Annotated in this window: 20 protein-coding genes; 8 read left to right on the top strand and 12 right to left on the bottom strand. The window is 43.0% G+C overall.

What is annotated here, in order from left to right; genetic code table 11:
• Nucleotides 1–492: 492 nt before the first annotated feature.
• Nucleotides 493–1485 carry a transposase gene (locus RTN07_RS09430; protein WP_143822846.1) on the top strand — a complete coding sequence of 331 codons (993 nt, stop codon included), beginning with the start codon at nucleotides 493–495 and terminating at the stop codon, nucleotides 1483–1485.
• Between the two features lie 344 nt (nucleotides 1486–1829).
• Here the strand turns inward: RTN07_RS09430 and RTN07_RS09425 are convergent, their stop codons facing one another.
• The 3 genes from RTN07_RS09425 to RTN07_RS09415 all read right to left on the bottom strand — a co-directional run bounded on the left by RTN07_RS09425 (nucleotide 1830) and on the right by RTN07_RS09415 (nucleotide 3918).
• A complete protein-coding gene (locus RTN07_RS09425) occupies nucleotides 1830–2240 on the bottom strand; it encodes a YqaA family protein (protein ID WP_007116042.1) in 411 nt (136 codons plus the stop codon).
• Between the two features lie 192 nt (nucleotides 2241–2432).
• Nucleotides 2433–3305, bottom strand: coding sequence for an alpha/beta fold hydrolase (locus RTN07_RS09420; protein ID WP_312177678.1), 873 nt, complete (start codon nucleotides 3303–3305; stop codon nucleotides 2433–2435).
• A gap of 220 nt (nucleotides 3306–3525) precedes the next feature.
• Nucleotides 3526–3918: a MerR family DNA-binding protein gene (locus RTN07_RS09415; protein ID WP_138018156.1), complete on the bottom strand. Its 393-nt coding sequence runs from the start codon at nucleotides 3916–3918 to the stop codon at nucleotides 3526–3528.
• Between the two features lie 108 nt (nucleotides 3919–4026).
• Here RTN07_RS09415 and copM point away from each other — a divergent pair, with 108 nt between their 5' ends.
• From copM to RTN07_RS09400, 3 genes are all read left to right on the top strand, one after another.
• The gene (gene copM, locus RTN07_RS09410) at nucleotides 4027–4776 is read left to right on the top strand and encodes a CopM family metallochaperone (protein WP_076777061.1); all 750 of its coding nucleotides are present in this window, start codon (nucleotides 4027–4029) and stop codon (nucleotides 4774–4776) included.
• A gap of 41 nt (nucleotides 4777–4817) precedes the next feature.
• Nucleotides 4818–5030 carry a heavy-metal-associated domain-containing protein gene (locus RTN07_RS09405; RefSeq protein WP_007116046.1) on the top strand — a complete coding sequence of 71 codons (213 nt, stop codon included), beginning with the start codon at nucleotides 4818–4820 and terminating at the stop codon, nucleotides 5028–5030.
• Between the two features lie 112 nt (nucleotides 5031–5142).
• A complete protein-coding gene (locus RTN07_RS09400) occupies nucleotides 5143–7356 on the top strand; it encodes a heavy metal translocating P-type ATPase (protein ID WP_159675756.1) in 2214 nt (737 codons plus the stop codon).
• A 131-nt stretch (nucleotides 7357–7487) separates the two neighbouring features.
• On the opposite strand, the gene dsbD is transcribed toward RTN07_RS09400, so the two are convergent.
• The 4 genes from dsbD to RTN07_RS09380 all read right to left on the bottom strand — a co-directional run bounded on the left by dsbD (nucleotide 7488) and on the right by RTN07_RS09380 (nucleotide 12905).
• Entirely contained in the window at nucleotides 7488–9449 is a 1962-nt protein-coding gene (dsbD, locus tag RTN07_RS09395; protein ID WP_282850692.1) for a protein-disulfide reductase DsbD, read from the bottom strand.
• A gap of 73 nt (nucleotides 9450–9522) precedes the next feature.
• Complete coding sequence (gene lspA, locus RTN07_RS09390; protein ID WP_007116049.1) at nucleotides 9523–10065, bottom strand: signal peptidase II; 543 nt, start codon at nucleotides 10063–10065, stop codon at nucleotides 9523–9525.
• A 50-nt stretch (nucleotides 10066–10115) separates the two neighbouring features.
• Nucleotides 10116–10820 (bottom strand): DsbA family protein, encoded by a 705-nt coding sequence (locus tag RTN07_RS09385; protein ID WP_007116050.1) that lies wholly within the window; start codon nucleotides 10818–10820, stop codon nucleotides 10116–10118.
• 72 nt (nucleotides 10821–10892) lie between these two features.
• Entirely contained in the window at nucleotides 10893–12905 is a 2013-nt protein-coding gene (locus RTN07_RS09380; RefSeq protein WP_203172730.1) for a heavy metal translocating P-type ATPase, read from the bottom strand.
• Between the two features lie 105 nt (nucleotides 12906–13010).
• Here RTN07_RS09380 and RTN07_RS09375 point away from each other — a divergent pair, with 105 nt between their 5' ends.
• Nucleotides 13011–13463, top strand: a complete 453-nt coding sequence (locus RTN07_RS09375) for a MerR family transcriptional regulator (protein ID WP_036594787.1) — start codon at nucleotides 13011–13013, stop codon at nucleotides 13461–13463.
• Nucleotides 13464–13767: 304 nt separating this feature from the next.
• Here the strand turns inward: RTN07_RS09375 and RTN07_RS09370 are convergent, their stop codons facing one another.
• The 3 genes from RTN07_RS09370 to merA form a co-directional block, all read right to left on the bottom strand.
• Complete coding sequence (locus RTN07_RS09370) at nucleotides 13768–14790, bottom strand: DNA-binding protein (RefSeq protein ID WP_076776531.1); 1023 nt, start codon at nucleotides 14788–14790, stop codon at nucleotides 13768–13770.
• 189 nt (nucleotides 14791–14979) lie between these two features.
• Complete coding sequence (gene merB / locus RTN07_RS09365) at nucleotides 14980–15615, bottom strand: organomercurial lyase MerB (protein WP_007116054.1); 636 nt, start codon at nucleotides 15613–15615, stop codon at nucleotides 14980–14982.
• An 11-nt stretch (nucleotides 15616–15626) separates the two neighbouring features.
• The gene (gene merA, locus RTN07_RS09360; RefSeq protein WP_076776533.1) at nucleotides 15627–17249 is read right to left on the bottom strand and encodes a mercury(II) reductase; all 1623 of its coding nucleotides are present in this window, start codon (nucleotides 17247–17249) and stop codon (nucleotides 15627–15629) included.
• 21 nt (nucleotides 17250–17270) lie between these two features.
• Here merA and RTN07_RS09355 point away from each other — a divergent pair, with 21 nt between their 5' ends.
• Nucleotides 17271–17429 (top strand): hypothetical protein, encoded by a 159-nt coding sequence (locus RTN07_RS09355; RefSeq protein ID WP_158071794.1) that lies wholly within the window; start codon nucleotides 17271–17273, stop codon nucleotides 17427–17429.
• A gap of 82 nt (nucleotides 17430–17511) precedes the next feature.
• Here RTN07_RS09355 and merP read toward each other — a convergent pair whose 3' ends face one another.
• A complete protein-coding gene (merP, locus tag RTN07_RS09350; protein ID WP_040403538.1) occupies nucleotides 17512–17787 on the bottom strand; it encodes a mercury resistance system periplasmic binding protein MerP in 276 nt (91 codons plus the stop codon).
• Nucleotides 17788–17800: 13 nt separating this feature from the next.
• Entirely contained in the window at nucleotides 17801–18151 is a 351-nt protein-coding gene (merT, locus tag RTN07_RS09345; RefSeq protein WP_040403539.1) for a mercuric ion transporter MerT, read from the bottom strand.
• Between the two features lie 71 nt (nucleotides 18152–18222).
• On the opposite strand from merT, the gene merR reads away from it, so the two are divergent.
• Entirely contained in the window at nucleotides 18223–18630 is a 408-nt protein-coding gene (merR, locus tag RTN07_RS09340) for an Hg(II)-responsive transcriptional regulator (RefSeq protein WP_007116058.1), read from the top strand.
• 83 nt (nucleotides 18631–18713) lie between these two features.
• Nucleotides 18714–19676 (top strand): site-specific integrase, encoded by a 963-nt coding sequence (locus tag RTN07_RS09335; RefSeq protein WP_007116059.1) that lies wholly within the window; start codon nucleotides 18714–18716, stop codon nucleotides 19674–19676.
• Nucleotides 19677–19685 lie beyond the last annotated feature (9 nt).

Below are 19685 nucleotides of genomic sequence, written 5' to 3'. Positions count from 1 at the left end.
ATAAGTTGGTTTCAGCTCAAACGTGACGGGTAACGCTAAAATCACTGGTTAATCTGTAACTTTGAAATCACTAAATGAGTAAATGCCAAAACCTTATGCTTGGCATTTATAATTCAATACTTCGCTAACAAGTATAGAAAAATTATATAAATCAGAAACTTAGAATCACAATTTAGATTAAGTATAGGCAGAAAAACAAAATAGATTGAAAAAAATAAGGTATTCTCCGATAATTAGGTTACGACACCACCACTACCAGAGAATACCCCACATGAATGATATAATTATTAGCATCTTAACGCAAATGAAATTACAACTTGGCATCAAAATAGACAAACGAATCATCACAGCATTTTGCCTCACCCTAAATTTTTTTTATTCATCAAAGACAAAATCAACTTCTCACAACTAGCCCGATACAGTGGCAGAAACGAAGAAAGCTATCGAAACCTATTTGCCAAGCCGTTTGACTTTTTTAACTTTAACAAAATATTGATAGAACAACACATTGAAGGCAAAAAAGCCATTGCCTTTGACCCAAGTTACATCAACAAAACAGGCAAACATACCGCAGGGGTAAACTACTTTTGGTCAGGGGTAGCTGGGCAAATGAAATGGGGATTAGAATTAGGGGGATTGGCAATACTAGACATAGACCATCACACCGCCTTCCACCTCAAAGCCATAAAAACCATTGACGTGAAACATGATGAAAACCTGCTTACATTCTATAAACGCAAACTACTGGAGCATAAAGAAGCCCTATTAACCCTATCAAAATACCTTGTCGTTGATGCCTATTTTTCCAAAGACAGCTTTATCACACCTATGCGTGCAGAGAAGTTTGAAATCGTATCACGACTTAGAAATGATGCCAATTTAAACTATTTATACACAGGGGAACAAAAAGGGCGTGGCAGATCCAAAGTATATGACGGTAAAGTGGACTATAAAAATCTCTCCCTGCACCATACAACCTGTGTTCAAGATAATGGTAAAGAGAGGATTTATCATATGCAAGCCTATAGCGTTGCCTTAAAAATAACACTCAATATCGTCATTGTCAAAACTTTAACCAAACACAACAAATGGCAACACCGAATCTACTTTAGTACCGACTTAACCCAAGATTGGCAAGATATTTTAGATTTTTATAAAACTCGATTTCAGATTGAGTTTTTATATCGGGATGCCAAACAGCATACAGGTTTAAATGACTGTGAAGCACGCAGTAAAGAAAAAATTGACTTTCATTGGAATATGTCACTGACCGCTATCAATTTGGCAAAGGTTAAATACTGGCTACCAAAGAAAAATGCGATGCCTAATACAGATATTGTATTTTCGATGAGTGATGTGAAAACCCGCTATAATAATGAGCTAATGGTGAATAAGTTTATTTCAATGTTCGCTATTAATCCCAAACTTGCTATTAATAGGCGTAAAATTTCTGAATTCCTTGAGTTTGGGCGTATGGCGGCTTAATTTGTTAGCGAAGTATTGTTATCTATTTACCTAATTTAATAGAGAAAATAACCTGTGTAAAGGTAATAGATAAAAATAAATCGCTGATAATCAGCGACTTTTACTTTTGCTGAATTAATTATCTATTAGCACGCTATTGGATAATTAATTTTGAAGGGGCATTATTTGACAAAACTGTCAAATGAAGTCAGTCGGTGGGGTAAGGTAGCGTTTTTTAGACGAATGACATATCCTCAATTTTAAACATACTCAACAAAATTCCTTAGCGTACAATATGGTTCGAATTCTATGCTGACTTCTAATAGGTTACCCATCCCTTATGCGAACCTGACGCGGTATAGCCCTCACGCCCAACCGCCTCCTAGTACCAAAACAGTCAAAACCGCATACCGAATACTTTTACCCAACAATATCATTACCGCCGACAGCCAAACATTCAATCGCAACCAACCTGCCCCAATCGGCAATAAATCACCAATAACAGGCATCCATGATAATAATAATGCCCAAACACCATATTTCTCGAATAGGCGTTTGGCTTTATCAGAAATGCGGTGGCGTTTGGGTAGCCAATAGCCAAGTCCATACGATACAATGCCGCCCAAGCTATTGGCAACTGAGGCAACCAAAAAGATACTTAGCCAATCGTTAGGATTTCGTAAGAGCAAAGCAGTTAAAGCGATATCGGATGTGCCTGGCAACACCGTTGCCGACGTAAACGCCGATACCGCCAATGTCCAAAGTTCCCAATTCATCGTTTGATAAACTCTTTAGTTAAAAACCTTAATATAGGGGTCAGCACAGAAAACGGAGAAAATAGTACGCTACAGAATCTTGTCGAGTATTTCTAAAATTGATAATGGGATAACTGTCTAAAAAACCAGCGTTTTTAGACATATCACAACTGAAAAATAATCCTAATAGGCACTGCTATTTGGTTGGGCTAATTAAACCTGCCTGGCAAAGTGGCGAATATGTTCGGCAATCACATTGGGCTGGCTTAATATGCCCCAATGGTTGCTATTGACACTAACCTTTTGAAAATTTTTAACCCATTGTGGCATGGCATCAATGTAGTCAGCACTAACGAATTTATCCTGGGTTAAAACAATCGCTTGCACAGGGCTATGGGCAAAACGCTGACGAGGGCGTAAGTTTCTGGGTAAAAAATTCGCCCGATACAGGGCTATCCCATGTTTACCATCCGCTTGTACCAAGGTATCAAGCGGAATATCCTGGGTGTTTTCTAGCTTTTGAACGTGTTTTTGCCATTGCTTAGGTGAGTAAGTTTGCCAAAAAGTAGGTGCGAGAAAGGGCAAGTGCATCATGCCGATATACCAAGATTTACTCAGTATCGACAACAGCTTGGCAGGCTGAGAACCAATACTGCGTAAGTAAAGTGCCACATGGTCAAGGCAAGGACCTGAAATGGTAGAAAATGATAAAATTTTGCCCGCCAATTTTAGGTCAGTCACCGCTTCCCACGCCTGAATTGAACCCCAATCATGGGCAGCAAGATGAAACGGCTTATCACCAAGCAGTTGCTTTGCCACGGCTTGCAAATCCTCACTGAGTTGTAATAAATGATACGCTTTTATATATGTCGGACAGTCTGACTCCCCTGCCCCTCGCACGTCATAGGCTATCACAAAAAAATCGGCAATGAGATGGGGTATGACTTTTTCCCAAACCGTATGGCGGTCGGGATAGCCATGCACCAATACCAAAGGCGGTAAAGTGCTATCACCATACGTAAATGCGGCAAGTTGGTGATTATCCGTGGTAAAAATCTTATGATGTTGGGGCGATAAAGTAGGCATAGTTGGGTCTCGTTTTTGGCTTAATATTGTGGGTCTCTGACAGTTTGGGTGACGAATGTTAGATTAGACTTATTTGATAATGTTGTTAAATGAAGTAAGACGATGGTAGTGGGCGGTGTTTTTTAGGCGAATGAGATAGTCTCAATTTTGAAAATACTCGACAAAATTCCTTAGCGTACAATATGGTTCGAATTCTTAGATGACCCCTAATAAGCAATATTCACTCTTTAATAGCCAATTTATCTAAAATCCCACATTCTGCCATCCCATCCCCTTTACAACTATCATGCCAAACTTGTAATGTGCTTTTCATGGCTTGTAATTGCTCGATTTTTTCGTTTAATGTCACAATATGCTGTGCGGTTAAGGCTTTAACCTCACTATTATTACGACATGGATTGTCCTGCATTGCCAGTAATACCTTGATTTCTGCTAACGAAAAATCTACGTCTCTCGCTCGTTTAATAAATTGTAAACGCTCAATACTATCCTGTGAATAGTCCCGATAACCTGACGGTGTGCGAGTAATCGCAGGAATTAGCCCGATTTTTTCATACTCTCGGATTTGGCGAGCGGTCAAGCCTGTGGTTTGTTCTACCTGTTTAATATTCACTATATTTCCTTTTACAAAAGAATAACAAAGAAATAGCTTGACCCTAACATAGTGTTAAGCTTTATACTGAGTATAAATTAAATCTCCGACTAACAAAAGTAAAAACGTATGAACGTACTTTCTACCAAATTCAAAGCTTTAGCCTTATTCAGTTCTATCGCCCTATTAACCGCCTGCAATCAGCCTACCAAAACTGAGAAATCAACTAATCCAGTAACCGCAAGTAGCGCCAGTAGCGTAGTAGCATCCACAAAGACAAATGAAACCGCCCGTGCAGGACATGATATGAGCAAAATGAATGGCATGGGAACAGCAAGCAGTCCTACTGCTAGCCAACCTGCCCACGTTGCCGAGTATATGCAATCCATGAACACCATGCACGAACAGATGATGTCTGCCAGCCATATTGCTAACCCTGATGTTGCTTTTGCTACAGGTATGATTGCCCACCATCAAGGGGCGATTGATATGGCAAAAATTCAGCTAAAATACGGCAAAGACAGCGAAATGCGAGCCTTGGCAGAAAATATTATTAAAGCCCAACAAATAGAAATCACACAAATGCAAACGTGGCTTAGCAAACACAAAGATGACAAAGCCCCTACTAATACCGCTATGCCTGAAATGGATATGAAAAGCCATGATGCCATGATGCAAGGCATTATGGACAGTGACCCCGATGTTGCCTTTGCCAAAGGTATGATACCACATCATCAAGGGGCAATTGACATGGCGAATACGGAATTAAAAATGGGCAAAGACAAAGAGATGCTACAACTTGCCAAGCAGATAAAATCTGCCCAAGACCCTGAAATTAAGCAAATGCAAGCATGGCTTGACAGTAAAAAAACTAAATAATTAAATAATTAAACCACTTTAATAAAACCAAAGGAACGACTATGAGTAATCAAACCACTACCCTAAACATTAACGGCATGACCTGTGGTGGCTGTGTCAAAAGCGTCACCAACGCCCTTAATCAAGTGACAGGCGTACAGCAAGCCGATGTGAGCCTAGAGCAAAACAATGCGGTGATTAACTTTGATGATAGCCAAACCAATGAAACTGCCTTAAAACAAGCCATTGAAGATGCAGGATTTGAAGCGAGTTAAAAATATCATCAATTTCTTATTTTTATCAAAATACCAATAATACGCCTTTTAATTCATTTAAAAGGCGTATTTTACCTTTAGCAATGAATGTTTTAAGGAAATAAAAACTGCCATGACGACCGAAACTATCAATCTTGATATTGGTGGTATGACTTGCCAAGCCTGTGCCAATCGTATCGAAAAGGTGCTGAATAAAAAACCTGCCATTCTTGAAGCAACGGTGAATTATGCCAATGAAACCGCCCATGTGAGTTTTGACGACAGCCAAACCAATGCCGATGAAGTGCTAGACTGGGTTAAGAAAACAGGCTATACCGCCCACATTCAGCAAGCCGATGCGATGTTTTCCCAAGACAAAGCCACAGAAAGCGTCACACCGCCACTTCGGCTGATATTGATTTGGCTGTGTTTATTGCCGTTTTTGTGGGGTATGCTGGGCATGATGATTGGCAAACACGACTTTATGCCCGCGATTTGGGTGCAGTTTATTTTAGCCACGATTGTTCAGTTTGGTTTGGCATTGCCATTTTATAAAAGTGCGTGGGCGAGTATTCGAGGTGGACTTGCCAATATGGACGTATTAGTGGTATTGGGAACGCTGACCATTTGGGCGTATTCGACTTATGTGTGGCTAACTATGGAGAGTTCGCACGCCATGCACGATACGGCTCACGCTATGCCTGATGTGTATTTTGAGGCAGGGGTGATGGTCATAGCCTTTGTGCGATTGGGCAAATATCTGGAAGAACGCACCAAAAAACACAGTTTAAACAGCATTAATCTGTTGCTAGAACTCACACCAAGTAATGTTTTGCTAAAAGTGGGAAATGACTGGCAACAAACGCCGTTATCCAAGGTCAAAATCGGGCAGATTTTACTGGCAAAACACGGTGACCGTATTGCCTGTGATGGTGTGGTGACTGCTGTTACAGGGGGCGAAGCGTGGTGTGACGAAAGTCATCTCACAGGTGAATCCTTGCCGATTCCCAAAAAAAACGGCGACAACGTGATGGCAGGGGCAATGCTGTCCAGCGGTACACTCGAATATCGGGCAACCGCCATTGGGAGCCAAACCCAGCTTGGCGACATGATTACCGCCCTCAATGACGCCCAAGGCAGTAAAGCCAATATCGCCCGTATCGCTGACCGTGTGGCAGGGGTGTTTGTGCCTGTGGTGGTGGTGATTGCGATACTCACGTTTATCGGCAATTTTTATGTGCTTGGCTCGTTTGATACCGCCTTAATGCGAGCCGTGGCGGTGTTGGTGATTGCCTGTCCGTGTGCCATGGGGCTTGCCACGCCGTCTGCGATTATGGCAGGGATGGGCGTTGCTTCTCGGCATGGGGTGTGGTTTAAAGATGCCCAAGCCTTAGAAGCGACTGGCTCGGTGGATACCATTGCCTTGGATAAAACAGGTACGATTACCGAAGGCAAACCGCAAGTCGTAGCACATTATCTGTTTGATGAAGAGTTAAATTTAGCCGAAATCGCTCAAATCACCGCCACGCTTGAAACCCATGCCAATCATCCATTAGCGACTGCCATGCTTGACTATGCTAAAACCTTTAACTTGGAAAATACCTTTACCGTCAATAACGTAGAAAATGTGACAGGCAAAGGCATACAAGGCGACATTGCAGATATTGGCTTGGTAAAAGTCGGTAGCCCTGCTTTTACCAATATGACGTTACCGCAAGAGATTTTGGCAGAAAAAACATGGCAAGTTGCAAGCCTTGTTGCCGTTAGCGTGAATGACGTACCGATTGCCATGTTTGCCCTTGCAGATAGCTTGAAAGCGGACAGTATGACCGCCATTGCCTCACTTAAAAAACTGGGCTTAACCACAATAATGTTAAGCGGTGATAAACAATCGGTTGCCGATTATATAGGTGGACAAGTCAAAATTGATATCGCGATTGGCGAACTTTCACCTCGGGATAAAGCCACAAAAATCAGCGAACTACAGCAAAATGGCAAAAAAGTGGCGATGGTTGGCGATGGCGTAAATGATGCCCCTGCCATGGCAACGGCTACCGCTAGCTTTGCGGTACAAAATGGCACGGATATCGCCCAACACAGTGCTTCGGCTCGTTTGATGGGCGATGGCAGTCACTCTATTAGCCATGTGTTGTCAGCGGTAACGATTGCCCGAGCCACATTAAGAAATATTAAGCAAAACCTGTTTTTTGCTTTTATTTACAATATGATAGGCATTGGCTTTGCCATGGTGGGCTTGCTTAATCCGATGTTAGCGGCAGGGGCGATGGCGTTAAGTTCGATTTCGGTATTAATGAATGCGTTGCGATTGACACGGTTAAAAGGATAAACTTTTTCATAAATTAATGTTTTCCACAGGTTTTGTTAATGATGTGTTTTTCTTATTATGGTAAATTGGGTAAGAAACTAAACAAATGTCATTACCGCCCTATATGGTTCGAATTTTGGGCTAGTTCATTCTTATCGTACTATATTTGGTATTCTTAGCTTATCATTTAATTGAGCTAATTGTTTTTCAAATACCTCCCGTTCTACATTACCATCTTGACGAGCAACAAGTTTACCTTCTTGATAATATAACAAAGCAGGCGGAGCAAATACGTCCAATGCTTGGTACACTTCTTTACTATCCACTGTATCATCGGTGACATCCATTTTTATTACTTGCCAATCATTAAGCTGGGCTGGTGGTGTTTCAAATAACGTTTTATCCATAGTTCGACAAGTAATACACCAATCAGCAGTTACATCAACTAAAACCTTTGGATTGTTCGCTAAAATAGGGTTTAACTCGCTCATTTTATATATCTTAGTGATTTTTGGTGATTGGTCTGTGATGCTACTTGCAACACTTGATGTTTTGATGGTTTTTAGGGGTTGCCAGCTATCTTGACTACCCAATGCCATTCCAATTAATAAAATACTTGCCCAAATTGCCGTTATAAGGGCAATTGCCTTGATTACTATTCGTCCGTGTGATGGTTCTTGTTTTTGTCCAATACCTTGCCAATGCCATAGCCATGTTGCCACGACCATAAACCATATCGCCCATATCCCTAACATGAAATGAGATATCAACACCCTTTCTATCATTACTAAAGCCACAGCGAATAACATCAAAGCAAAACCTGTTTTTACCCATACCATCCATTCTCCTGTTTTTGGCATAAAATTTCCCTGTGTTGCACCTAAAATAATCAAAGGTGTAGAAAGTCCAAGCCCTAACAGGAATAAAGCAAAAAACCCAATTACAGGGTTACCCAAAGTAGCTACCCCTGCCAATGCTCCTGCAAGCGGGGCGGATACACAAGGCGACACAACCATGGCTGAAAAAAATCCTGTAATGAAACTGCCCGACATACTTCCTAGACGGCTTGTACCTATATTACTTATTGTTTGACCTAAGCGTGACAATCGAGCAGAGAGGGGAAATGGTATGGCATCAAGCATATACAAGCCCAAAAGCACAAACACCGTTGCAAAGCTTAGTAAAATAATTGGCTGTTGGAGCATATTCATCAAGCCAAGCGATTGCCCAAATACTGCAACCAATGCCCCCACTAATCCATAACTGGTTGCTACACCCACACCATAGCTACCTGTTAATAACAAGCCTTTTTTAGCAGAAGGACTATGCTGACGTGCCACAATATTCACCACGATAGGTAGCATTGGTAGTACACATGGCGTAAATGATAAACCCAACCCTGCCAAAAATAACAATAGTAATGCCCAGCCTGTATGCCGACTCAACCCAAAAATATCATTGTCACCCTGTGAGGGATGTTGAGCTGTGATGTCGGTCGTGATAGGTGGCGAGAGTGGGGCCTTGTCTGTGATAACAGGAGTGGTATTATTGGGCGATGGACGTAGGGTCGTAGGCACAGCACTAGCGGCTTGTGGCGTGATAGGCTGTAAGGTGAAATTTACTTTTTCAGGAGGGTAACATAGTCCCATCTTAGCACAGCCTTGCCACTTCACAATAGCAGGCTGTGCTTGCATAGGTTTTAATACAGAAAGTGTCGTTTTAGCAGTAAAGCTTTTATCAATAATAGGTACACGCCCGAAACTGGGGTCATTCACAAACGTGGCAGTTTGGTCAAAAACCAAAGGTGTGGCATTCACACCTTGAGGTAATTCAAGTTTGAGCTTATCTTGATATACAAAATAGCCATCTTTGACATTTGCCTGAATAGTGAGCTGATTACCTTGCTGGGTCGTTGTTATCGCAAATGCCTCTTGAACGGGCAACGGTTTGGATGGATTGGTCGTATTGGCGTTATTTGAACTAAAAATATCAGACAAATTTATAGCATGGGCTGGAGTTACCTTGATAGCTATGATAAAAACAATAGCTAATAGTTGAACTAACGAAATAAAATAACTTCGTTGATAGGAGGAAATTATATTTTTAGTTATCATATTGCTGGCACTTATAACTCATATCTTGATTCGTATTTTCGGTTTGTAGCTTAATTGAATTTATAGATATTATTTAAGCATCTATCATAGGTGGTTCTCGACGTTTAGCTTCCAAAAAAAAGCTATCTATCAATACCAATACTACGCCAAGATTAATCGCCACATCCGCCAAATTAAAAATCGGGAAGTTCCACACATTCGCATAGTGCACATGTAGAAAATCAACCACATAGCCTAAACGCACCCTATCCATCAAGTTACCTAACGCCCCTGCCATTATCAATGCCAATCCTGCTGATAACACCCCTGTATCACGGGGTAAACGCCTTAAATAGACAATAATAAATCCACATACGCCAAATGCTAACCCACTAAAAAAGAAACGTTGCCAACCGCCTTGGTCAGCAAGAAAGCTAAAGGCAGCTCCATAGTTATGGGCTAGGGTAAAGTTAAAGATTGGCTCAATGACCGATACTGTTTGGTATAACTGAAAGTTATTTTCAAAATATACCTTGGAAAGTTGGTCAATCCCAACCACCAACGCACTTAAGCCATACCATAGCCAAGCAGTTTGGGGATTTTTAATATCACTTAAGGTGTTTTTCGACGGCTGCATAACAACTCGATAAATTTAGGTATTAGGTAAATGACGACTTAACGAACTCTTTATGGTTTGGCTGTGGTTTTGACTTCATTGGCAACCATTGCCTGTAACCCATCGGGTGATAGTTTAGTTAGCAACTTGCCATTGACATAGTAAGTCGGTGTACCTGAGATTTTAATAGTTTTGGCATCGTCCATGTCTTGTTTCAGTACTTGGTTAATTTTATCACTATTCATACTGGCACGAGCTTTTTGTTCATCAAGCCCAGCCTTGATAGCCGCTTGCCAAGCCGCTTTAACTGTTTCGTCGTCATGCCACTGCGGTTGGGCTTCAAATACCGCTGCTAAAACTGGTTCGTATATACCCTGTTCTTTGGCAGTTTCTAAAATACGAGCCACTTGTTCAGAGCCTTTATGAAATAAGGTGTAACGTAGCACCAGCCTTACCTTACCATTATGCTCATTGATGATTTGTTTAACATACGGATTCATTGCCCGACACGCCTCACATGAAGGGTCAAAAAACTCTACTATAGTTACAGGGGCATCTACCTTACCAATAATAGGTGAATGCGAGCGTACTAAGGTATCTGTAGCGACTTGCTTGGCAGTAATAGTATCAGATTCGCCTTGTGGTGTAGATTGGGCATTAGTTGTAGTGGGAGTTTGGCTATTATTTGAATTAGTGGTGGTTTGTTGTCCACAAGCAACCAACGTGGCTGAAAGAGCAAGTAGCGTAGTCACTAGGGTAAGTGTAGTTTTTTTCATGAAAAATTCCTTATAGACGAGTAGCCATTTTTAGTTAAAATTTTGATTAAATAATTAAATGGATATACCACATTAGCGTTTATCCACAAAGTCCATACGTTGGATTCGCATGGCATTGATAATGGCTAATAAAGCCACACCCACATCAGCAAATACTGCCTCCCACATCGTCGCCACACCGCCAGCACCCAATATTAGTACAATAGCTTTGACCACAAATGCCAAGGTAATATTTTGCCAAACAATTTTACGGGTTTGTTTGCCAATATTAATCGCCATTGGAATTTTTGATGGTTTATCATCTTGAATGACCACGTCAGCGGTTTCAATTGTGGCATCACTGCCCAAGCCTCCCATAGCAATACCCACATCACTTAAAGCGACGACAGGAGCATCATTCACTCCATCTCCCACAAATGCCACGGTTTGTTTTTTATTGGCTTTATTAGAAGGTTGGTCTTTGATAGTTTTTAAGTGGGTTACTTTATCTTCAGGCAATAAATCACCGAAATAACGTTCAATGTGTAACTTGTCGGCGACTGACTTTACTACGGCGGTTTTATCACCACTTAACATTGTAGTCGTGACCCCAAGCTGTTTTAAGGTATCAACGGCATGAGAAGCATCTGCTTTGATTTGGTCGGCAATGGTAAGAAAGCCCACATATTGCCCTGCATACGCCATAACGATGACAGTATCAATACTTTGAGCCACTTCGCTAGGATATTGAATATTAAATTTATCCAATAATTTTGCATTTCCTGCTAAAAAAGATTGCCCCTTGATACTAGCGGTTAAACCATACCCCGCAATCTCCTGCACATTGTCTAGGGCAATCGTGCTATCGACTTGCCCAACATACTCGTGGACTGCGGTAGCTATGGGATGCGTAGATTTGCTTTCTATAGCATTTAGATAGCCTAGCATCATATTTGGGTCAAAGGCTGGCTCAATGTTTACCTCTTGGACTTTGAACACCCCCTCAGTCATCGTTCCCGTTTTATCCATCACCACATTGTCAATGGTCGCTAGGGTATCTAAAAAATTACTGCCCTTAAATAAAATTCCATTACGGCTACCTGCCCCAATACCACCAAAATAGCCAAGCGGAATCGAAATCACCAAAGCACAAGGGCAAGATATGACTAAAAATACCAAAGCCCGATACAGCCAATTACTAAACACATAATCAGCCACAAAGAAATAGGGTACAAGGGTAATAGCAATCGCTAAGGCAACTACTATCGGGGTATAAATTTTGGCAAACTTACTGATAAAAAGCTCAGTCGGGGCTTTTTGGCGGGTCGCATCTTGCACTAAGGCTAAAATTTTAGACAGCTTGGAATCTTGATAAGCAGTCGTAACTCTAATTTGCACCACATTTTGTAAATTAATCATCCCTGCCAATACCACATCGCCTTGACGTTTGGTATCGGGTTTACTTTCCCCTGTCAAAGCCGAGGTATTAAATGAAGCGGTATCAGAAAGTAAGACCCCATCCAGTGCTAGCTTTTCACCTGCTTTTAGCTGAATAATTTGTTCGACACCCACGGATATAGCTTTAACAATGCTGGGTTGGTTATTTTCAATGATGGTGACCTCATCAGGACGTTGGTCAAGCAAAGCTTTGATATTTCCCTTTGCACGTTGTACTGCCATTGCTTGAAAGATTTCCCCTATAGTATAAAAAAGCATGACGGCAACACCCTCGGGGTATTCGCCAATGGCAAATGCCCCAATGGTCGCAATACCCATCAGAAAAAATTCTGAAAACCAATTGCCAGACTTGATACTTTCAAAAGCCTCTCTTAACACAGGAAAGCCCACAGGAATATAAGCAATGGCATATACAATAAAGCGTGGTATTTCCGTGAACCATACAGGTTTTATCACATGGTCAAGCACTAGCCCAATGGCTAATACCACAAAGGCAATTATCGCTGGTAAAAAAAGCTGAAACGTGGTTTTGTCACTTGTGTCATGCGACTGGTCATGCCCATCTTCATTACTGTGACCCTCATGGTTGCCATGGCTAGCGGTTATGATTTTTTCTTCCTCGTCGGTACAGCAACAATTTTTTGACATACGACACCTTTCTAATGGTTTTATTAAAGATTACCTGTTACTATAAACCCTGTAGTCACTACAGGGTCAAGTAATAATAATCCAAGTCATACGAAAAGGTCACTTATGTCTATATTTAAAATCAGCGAGTTAAGTAAAAAAACAGGGATTAATATCGAAACTATCCGTTACTATGAGAAAATTGGGGCGATAAATAAAGCCAGTCGAGGCGAAAATGCGTACCGCTATTTTAACCAGCATGCTATTGAACAATTAGAATTTATTAAAACCTGTCGTTCATTAGGTTTTACAATGCAAGAAATTAAGGCTTTTAATCAACTTAAGCAAAATCCCAACCAAAGCTGTGTGATAGCGGATAAGCTAGTTGCTAGCCATTTGGCACAGATTGAACAAAAAATACAGCAATTACAAACTATTCGAGCCTTATTACACACAATGAGCAATTGTCAACAAGATTCTGTCGATAAGTGCAAAGTAATTCATTCATTACAATTCGCACCCACTTTAATAGAAGAAGGAATTAAACTATCTACGACAGAGCTAGAGGCAATACGGTAGAGGTAACATATAATACTTGGGTATCTATATGTAGCTCATAATAGGACAGCTTACTGCCAATTCTTACTTAAGATTTCGGCTCAATCTTTTCCCCGTCTTCCTTGACAAAAGTTTGAGTTAAAGGCATATCAATCAAATCTAGCACCACCTCAGACGGACGGCACAGCTTGAGGGTCGGCTGGGATTCGTGTAAAATTCCGCAAAATAAGAAGTAAATAATTGTTTTTAAATTTTTTATTTAATATTTCTCTTTATCCACTGCACTACCCGAATTAGCTTTACGATGTAAATTTTGGGGTGAAATTTACTCCACCAATGCCTTGAAGTTCGTTTTGCTCATAAAATCGCGCAATTCACCTAAAATGGAGTCCTGCGCTTCCAACTTGGCATTTGCAGTTGCTAATTCTAGCTGAAGACCATGCACTTTAGCGCTGAATGATTCCATTTGATTTGTTGCTTCAACCAGTTGATCATTTTGATTTGCGATCATGATTTCTCTATCTACAAGTTGAACTTCCAACACTTTACTATGTTGCTCATTGGCTTGTAGTTGCTGAGCCAGTCGCTGATTCTTATGTAACTCATCGCTCAAGCCTCTTTGAGCATGGGATAAATCTGCGGCCAAACGCGTACTCTCTTGATTCAATTTGGTTGATTCATCTTGTTTGATGATGACTGTCTGCTGTACTTGACGCAGTTCTGCTTGTAATTGCTGTATCTGTAGCTCATGGCGTCGTTGATCTTGCTCTCGTTGCTCTTTAACGGATTGGCGGTAGTGTTCTAAAGCATCTCGTGCGTGCTGGTGTTTTTCTTCAAGTGACTGACGATGCGCCTCATTCTCGGCCAGACGATCATTCAAGTCGGCAACTTGTTGCGTTAACGTATGACGAGCTATCGTTTCCTTTTGTAGGGCAATATGCGTTTCGTGATGAGACGACTTTTCCTGAAGCAGAGTGCTTTCTGACAGCCGCACTCGATTACCCAATGCTTCAATTTCAGTATGTAAAGCTAATAATTGTTCAGCATGTTGTTGATCCTTTACGGTACTTTCAGCACGTATTTCATTGACTTGAACATTAGCCTCATCTTGCAATTGGCTAGAGAGTCTCGAAATGAGATTCTGTAAAGCCTCACTGATGTCAACTTTGTGTCTAGTGGCTCCGCCGTCCTCCTCTTCAAGCTCTTTCAAATACTTATGAATGGTCGTTTTTGACCCTGTATTGCCGAGTTCTACGCGCACCGCATCGACGGAGGGGTATTTACTTTGTGCCAGTAAAGACTCACGAGCCTTCTTAACTTCAGATTTATACAGTCCCGTGCGCGCCATAACAGCACTCCCACTCTATAGTGTAATATATTACATACCACGTAATTACATACTAACAATTTCAATTAATCAAGTTATTTTTGGATGATAAATGACACAGGATAACTAGCCGTTATCCTGTGTTATGGCGTTTTATATAAATAAGATGGGAGTTTTTATAAGAAATATTACATGCTGCCAAAGACTTCTTTAATTTGTTGCTTGACCTACTGCCGACAAATGCCTAGCCAGTTTACGCCCCAATTCATATGCTTCTTGGACAGTCACTATTTCAACTCGTGGGTGCTCTAAAGCCCAGTCGTGAGCTACACGGCTGGAGGCAAAAAAATGTACATGACAGCAAAATGATAAACGAATATCAGTTTTATTCTGCGGAAGTATCAGTGATACCACGGCATCAGATGGAGTGATGTCCAACACCTCATCGGGTGTAACAGTAAGCAATATAGGCACGCTGGTGCTCGCACAACGTGAATGCACATAAGCGGTTTGATTAAGCAGCGGTGGAAAAATCAAGGTATCGAGTGCGCACCATGTGTATAGCCGTTGGCCATTAATTTCAACGGTGTGCATGGTTTCGCGTTGCGTGAGACCATACCCGACAATATCTCCCGTATTGTCATATTCGATACCAGGAATTTCTTTAAGTATCGACGCTAATTGCTCAAGGTCGCAATTTAAAGCCGTTGCCAGGATTGTGGGTGAAACTGATTGCCCTTTAATCAGTTCATGCAGCAATACACTAAATAGACTTGCTAAGTTTTTAGGCTGATTGGCTGGGATGAGACGATTGGCAATCTCTGTAACGTAGCGTGTGATATCCATAATTGTTCCCTTTACCCCGCGCAGCACGAAAGCTGCTTCACATCCTTGGAGAAAGTCTGCGCCGCGAGCTTCAGTCCCTCGACCATCGTCAGGTAGGGGAACAACTGGTCAGCCAATTCCTGAACGGTCATGCGGTTACGTATCGCAAGCGCTGCCGTTTGAATTAGTTCGCCCGCTTCAGGTGCCACAGCCTGTACGCCAATGAGTCGTCCGCTACCTTCTTCGATGACCAATTTGATGAAGCCGCGCGTGTCGAAGTTGGCGAGCGCACGCGGTACGTTATCCAGCGTAAGTAGGCGGCTGTCGGCCTCAATCCCGTCGTGATGCGCTTCCGCTTCGCTGTAGCCCACGGTAGCGACTTGTGGATCGGTGAACACCACCGCTGGCATAGCTGTTAGATTGATTGCAGCATCACCGCCTGTCATATTAATGGCCGCACGGGTGCCAGCGGCGGCGGCTACATAGACAAATTGTGGTTGATCCGTACAGTCGCCAGCGGCATAAATGTGTGTGGCACTGGTACGCATGCCTTTGTCGATGACGATAGCTCCTTGCGCGTTGACGGCAACACCTGCCATATCCAATGCCAAGCTGCGCGTGTTCGGTGTTCGGCCCGTGGCGACCAATAGCTTATCGGCACGTACTTCGCTGTGTCCCGTGGTAAGTACAAATTCACCATCCTGATGTACGACGTTGCTGGTTTGCGTGTGTTCCAGCACCGTGATCCCTTCGGCACGGAAGGCGGCGGTGATCGCTTCACCGATAGCGGGGTCTTCACGAAAGAACAGCGTACTGCGTGCCAGAATCGTGACTTGACTACCTAATCTGGCAAATGCCTGAGCCAGTTCCAGCGCGACTACAGACGAACCAATCACAGCCAAGCGTTTGGGAATGGTGTCACTGACCAAGGCTTCGGTGGAATTCCAGTACGGCGTGTCTTTCAAGCCAGCGATGAGCGGAATGGATGAACTGGCACCCGTGGCGATCAGGCAGCGATCGAATGCCACAACGCGCTCATCGCCGTCATTCAAGCGCACGATGAGACTTTGGCCATCCTTGAAACTGGCCACGCCGTGTAGCACGTTGATGGATGAATTACTTTCTAAAATACCCTCGTATTTGGCGTGACGTAGTTCATCAACACGAGTCTGCTGCTGGCTCAGAAGTTTACGGCGATCAATCACTGGTACAGTCGCGGCGATACCATCGTCGAACGAACTTTCGCGGCGCAAATGGGCGACATGGGCAGCACGAATCATGATCTTGGACGGTACGCAGCCGACATTGACGCAAGTGCCACCGATGATGCCGCGCTCAATCAGCGTGACCGTCGCGCCTTGTTCGACGGCCTTTAGCGCTGCCGCCATTGCAGCGCCGCCACTACCAATGACGGCGATATGTAGCTCTTCGTGCTTCTCTGTTGGCGCGGCATCTACGAGTGTGGTCTTGTAGCCGAGTCCTGCTACGGCAGCGATCAGTGCAGGCAGAGATGTGCTTGGCTCGGTTGCAAGTTGCGCCGTACCCTTGGCGTAGGACACATCCACTGACTGCACGCCTGCCACTTTATTCAAAGCTTCCTTGATATGCACTGCGCAAGATTCGCAGGTCATGCCTGTAATTCGCAATTGGGTCATGTGATTGCTCCTGTGGTTTTGATGGCAACGGCTAACTCCGCCGTTCGCAATTTATTCATAGATTGTAGTTATCAGGCTGCACCACCCAGTCAGACTGACGAATGTAATGACCTCGCCAGTCTGACAATCAGCAGCAAATCCCACCGACAATCAGAAGCGTTACAACACTGGCGATTGTAACGATGATGATGAGATCGGTTTTCTTCGAGATCAGCCATGCTTTCATGTTTATGCCCCCAAGCTGTTGCCTTTCCAGAGATTTCTACTGTTTGACAGTTGATGGATAGCCAGCGTCCTCGGTTGCCTTGGTTAGCTTCTGGATATTGGTCTTCGCATCATCGTAGCTAACGATGGCTTCGCGTTTCTCGAAGACGATGCCTACTTTGCTGACACCATCGACTTTGGTGAGCGCCTTCTTTACAGTGATTGGGCAGGCTGCACAGGTCATACCTGACACAGAGAGCGTGACGGTTTGAGTGGTTGCCAATGCAGGGGAAACAGCGGCTGCAAGAACCATAGAAACTAACAACTTTTTCATGATGAACTCCAGTCTAATAGAAAAATGGTACGACATAAGGAAAACCAAGTGCGATCAGTACCAGTACAGATACTCCCCAGAAAATGATCTTGTACGTGGTTCGTACCTGTGGGATCGCGCAGACTTCGTCTGGCTTGCAGGCTTGTACTGGTCGGAAAATTCGCCGCCAAGCGAAAAACATCGCCACCAGTGCCACGCCGATGAAAATCGGGCGGTACGGTTCCAATGCGGTTAAGTTCCCGATCCAAGCACCACTGAATCCCAATGCGACCAGAATCAGTGGACCTAAACAACAAGTAGATGCAAGGATCGCTGCCAATCCGCCAGCGAAAAGAGCACCGCGTCCATTTGGTGATTTAGACATAAGTTTCTCGTTTCAAATCTTGAGTGGATAGCGTAAGATTACCTCCGTAGTTATGTACGGAGTCAAGTGGTATGCGAGATATTTTGGAGAACTTAACCATAGGCTCTTTTGCCAAGGTAGCTAAGGTCAATGTGGAGACCATTCGGTTTTACCAACGCAAAGGCTTATTGCCTGAGCCAGATAAGCCTTACGGCAGTATTCGTCGATATGGTGAGGCTGATGTGGCGCGAGTGAGGTTTGTAAAATCAGCCCAACGATTAGGCTTTAGTCTGGATGAAATTGCTGAATTACTCAGATTGGACGATGGTACCCACTGCGATGAAGTTAGTCATCTGGCCGAACACAAGCTCCAAGACGTCCGTGAAAAAATGGCCGATCTAACGCGTATGGAAGCAGTGCTGTCTGAGCTTGTATGTGCCTGCCATGCACAGGGGGAAAACGTTTCATGCCCGCTAATTGCAGCACTCCATGGAGAGTAATATCTCTTTCAATCCTAGAATTTAGTAGTCGATAAATTAGCAAACCTTCAACGATTGCTAATAAGAATATCAGGTGAGTATCCGTGACTAAACTAGATCAATATGTTCATGCCGCGACACGTGATAATACTCGTCGCAGTTATCAATCTGCTATTCGGCACTTTGAAACTGAATGGGGTGGCTTTCTACCTGCAACTGCCGATGGTGTTGCACGATACTTAGTTGATCATGTGGGATTGTTGTCGATCAATACACTAAGGCAACGGCTGGCTGCATTAGCGCAGTGGCATCTTGATCAAGGCTTTCCTGATCCCACAAAAGCCCCTATTGTGCGCAAGGTATTTCGCGGCATTCAAACCCTTCATCCCGCACAAGAAAAGCGAGCAAAACCATTTCAAATTGAGCAATTAAGGCTGGTTATAAATTGGCTTGATCAATCTATTGAATCGGCTAGACTTACGGATAGCCATGGCGACGTATTACGACATACCCGCAATAAATCCATGCTCTTACTTGGATTTTGGCGTGGCTTCCGTGGTGATGAACTGACACGGTTGCACGTGGAACATGTTGAAATCGTCCCAAATGAAGGGATGATCTGTTTTTTTCCTCAAACCAAAGGAGATCGCCAACTTAAAGGTACTCGTTTTAAAGCACCTGCATTATCTCAATTATGCCCCGTTACAGCATATACCGACTGGATTGAAGTCAGTGGCTTAACAAGCGGTGCCGTGTTTCGCTCTGTGAACCAATGGGGACATATCGGCCAAAACCGCCTGCACGAAGATAGCCTTATTCCATTACTGCGTTCACTGTTTACAGAAGCAAAAATTGATTCGCCTATGCTTTATAGTGCTCATTCATTACGTCGTGGCTTTGCAAACTGGGCAACTTCCAATGGTTGGGATTTAAAAATGCTAATGGAATATGTAGGTTGGAAAAATATAAATTCAGCAATGCGTTATCTTGAAAGTGTCGATCCATTTGCGCAGCATCGTATTGAGTCAATGTTGACGCCTTCAGAGCAGTTGGTCACTCAATTATAGTCTTTGTAT

The sequence above is a fragment of the Moraxella sp. CTOTU46934 genome, assembly GCF_031979465.1.
Lineage (GTDB): Bacteria > Pseudomonadota > Gammaproteobacteria > Pseudomonadales > Moraxellaceae > Faucicola > Faucicola tetraodonis.
The sequence above is the reverse complement of the archived record's forward strand: the minus strand, read 5'-3'. Positions and strand labels throughout refer to the sequence as shown.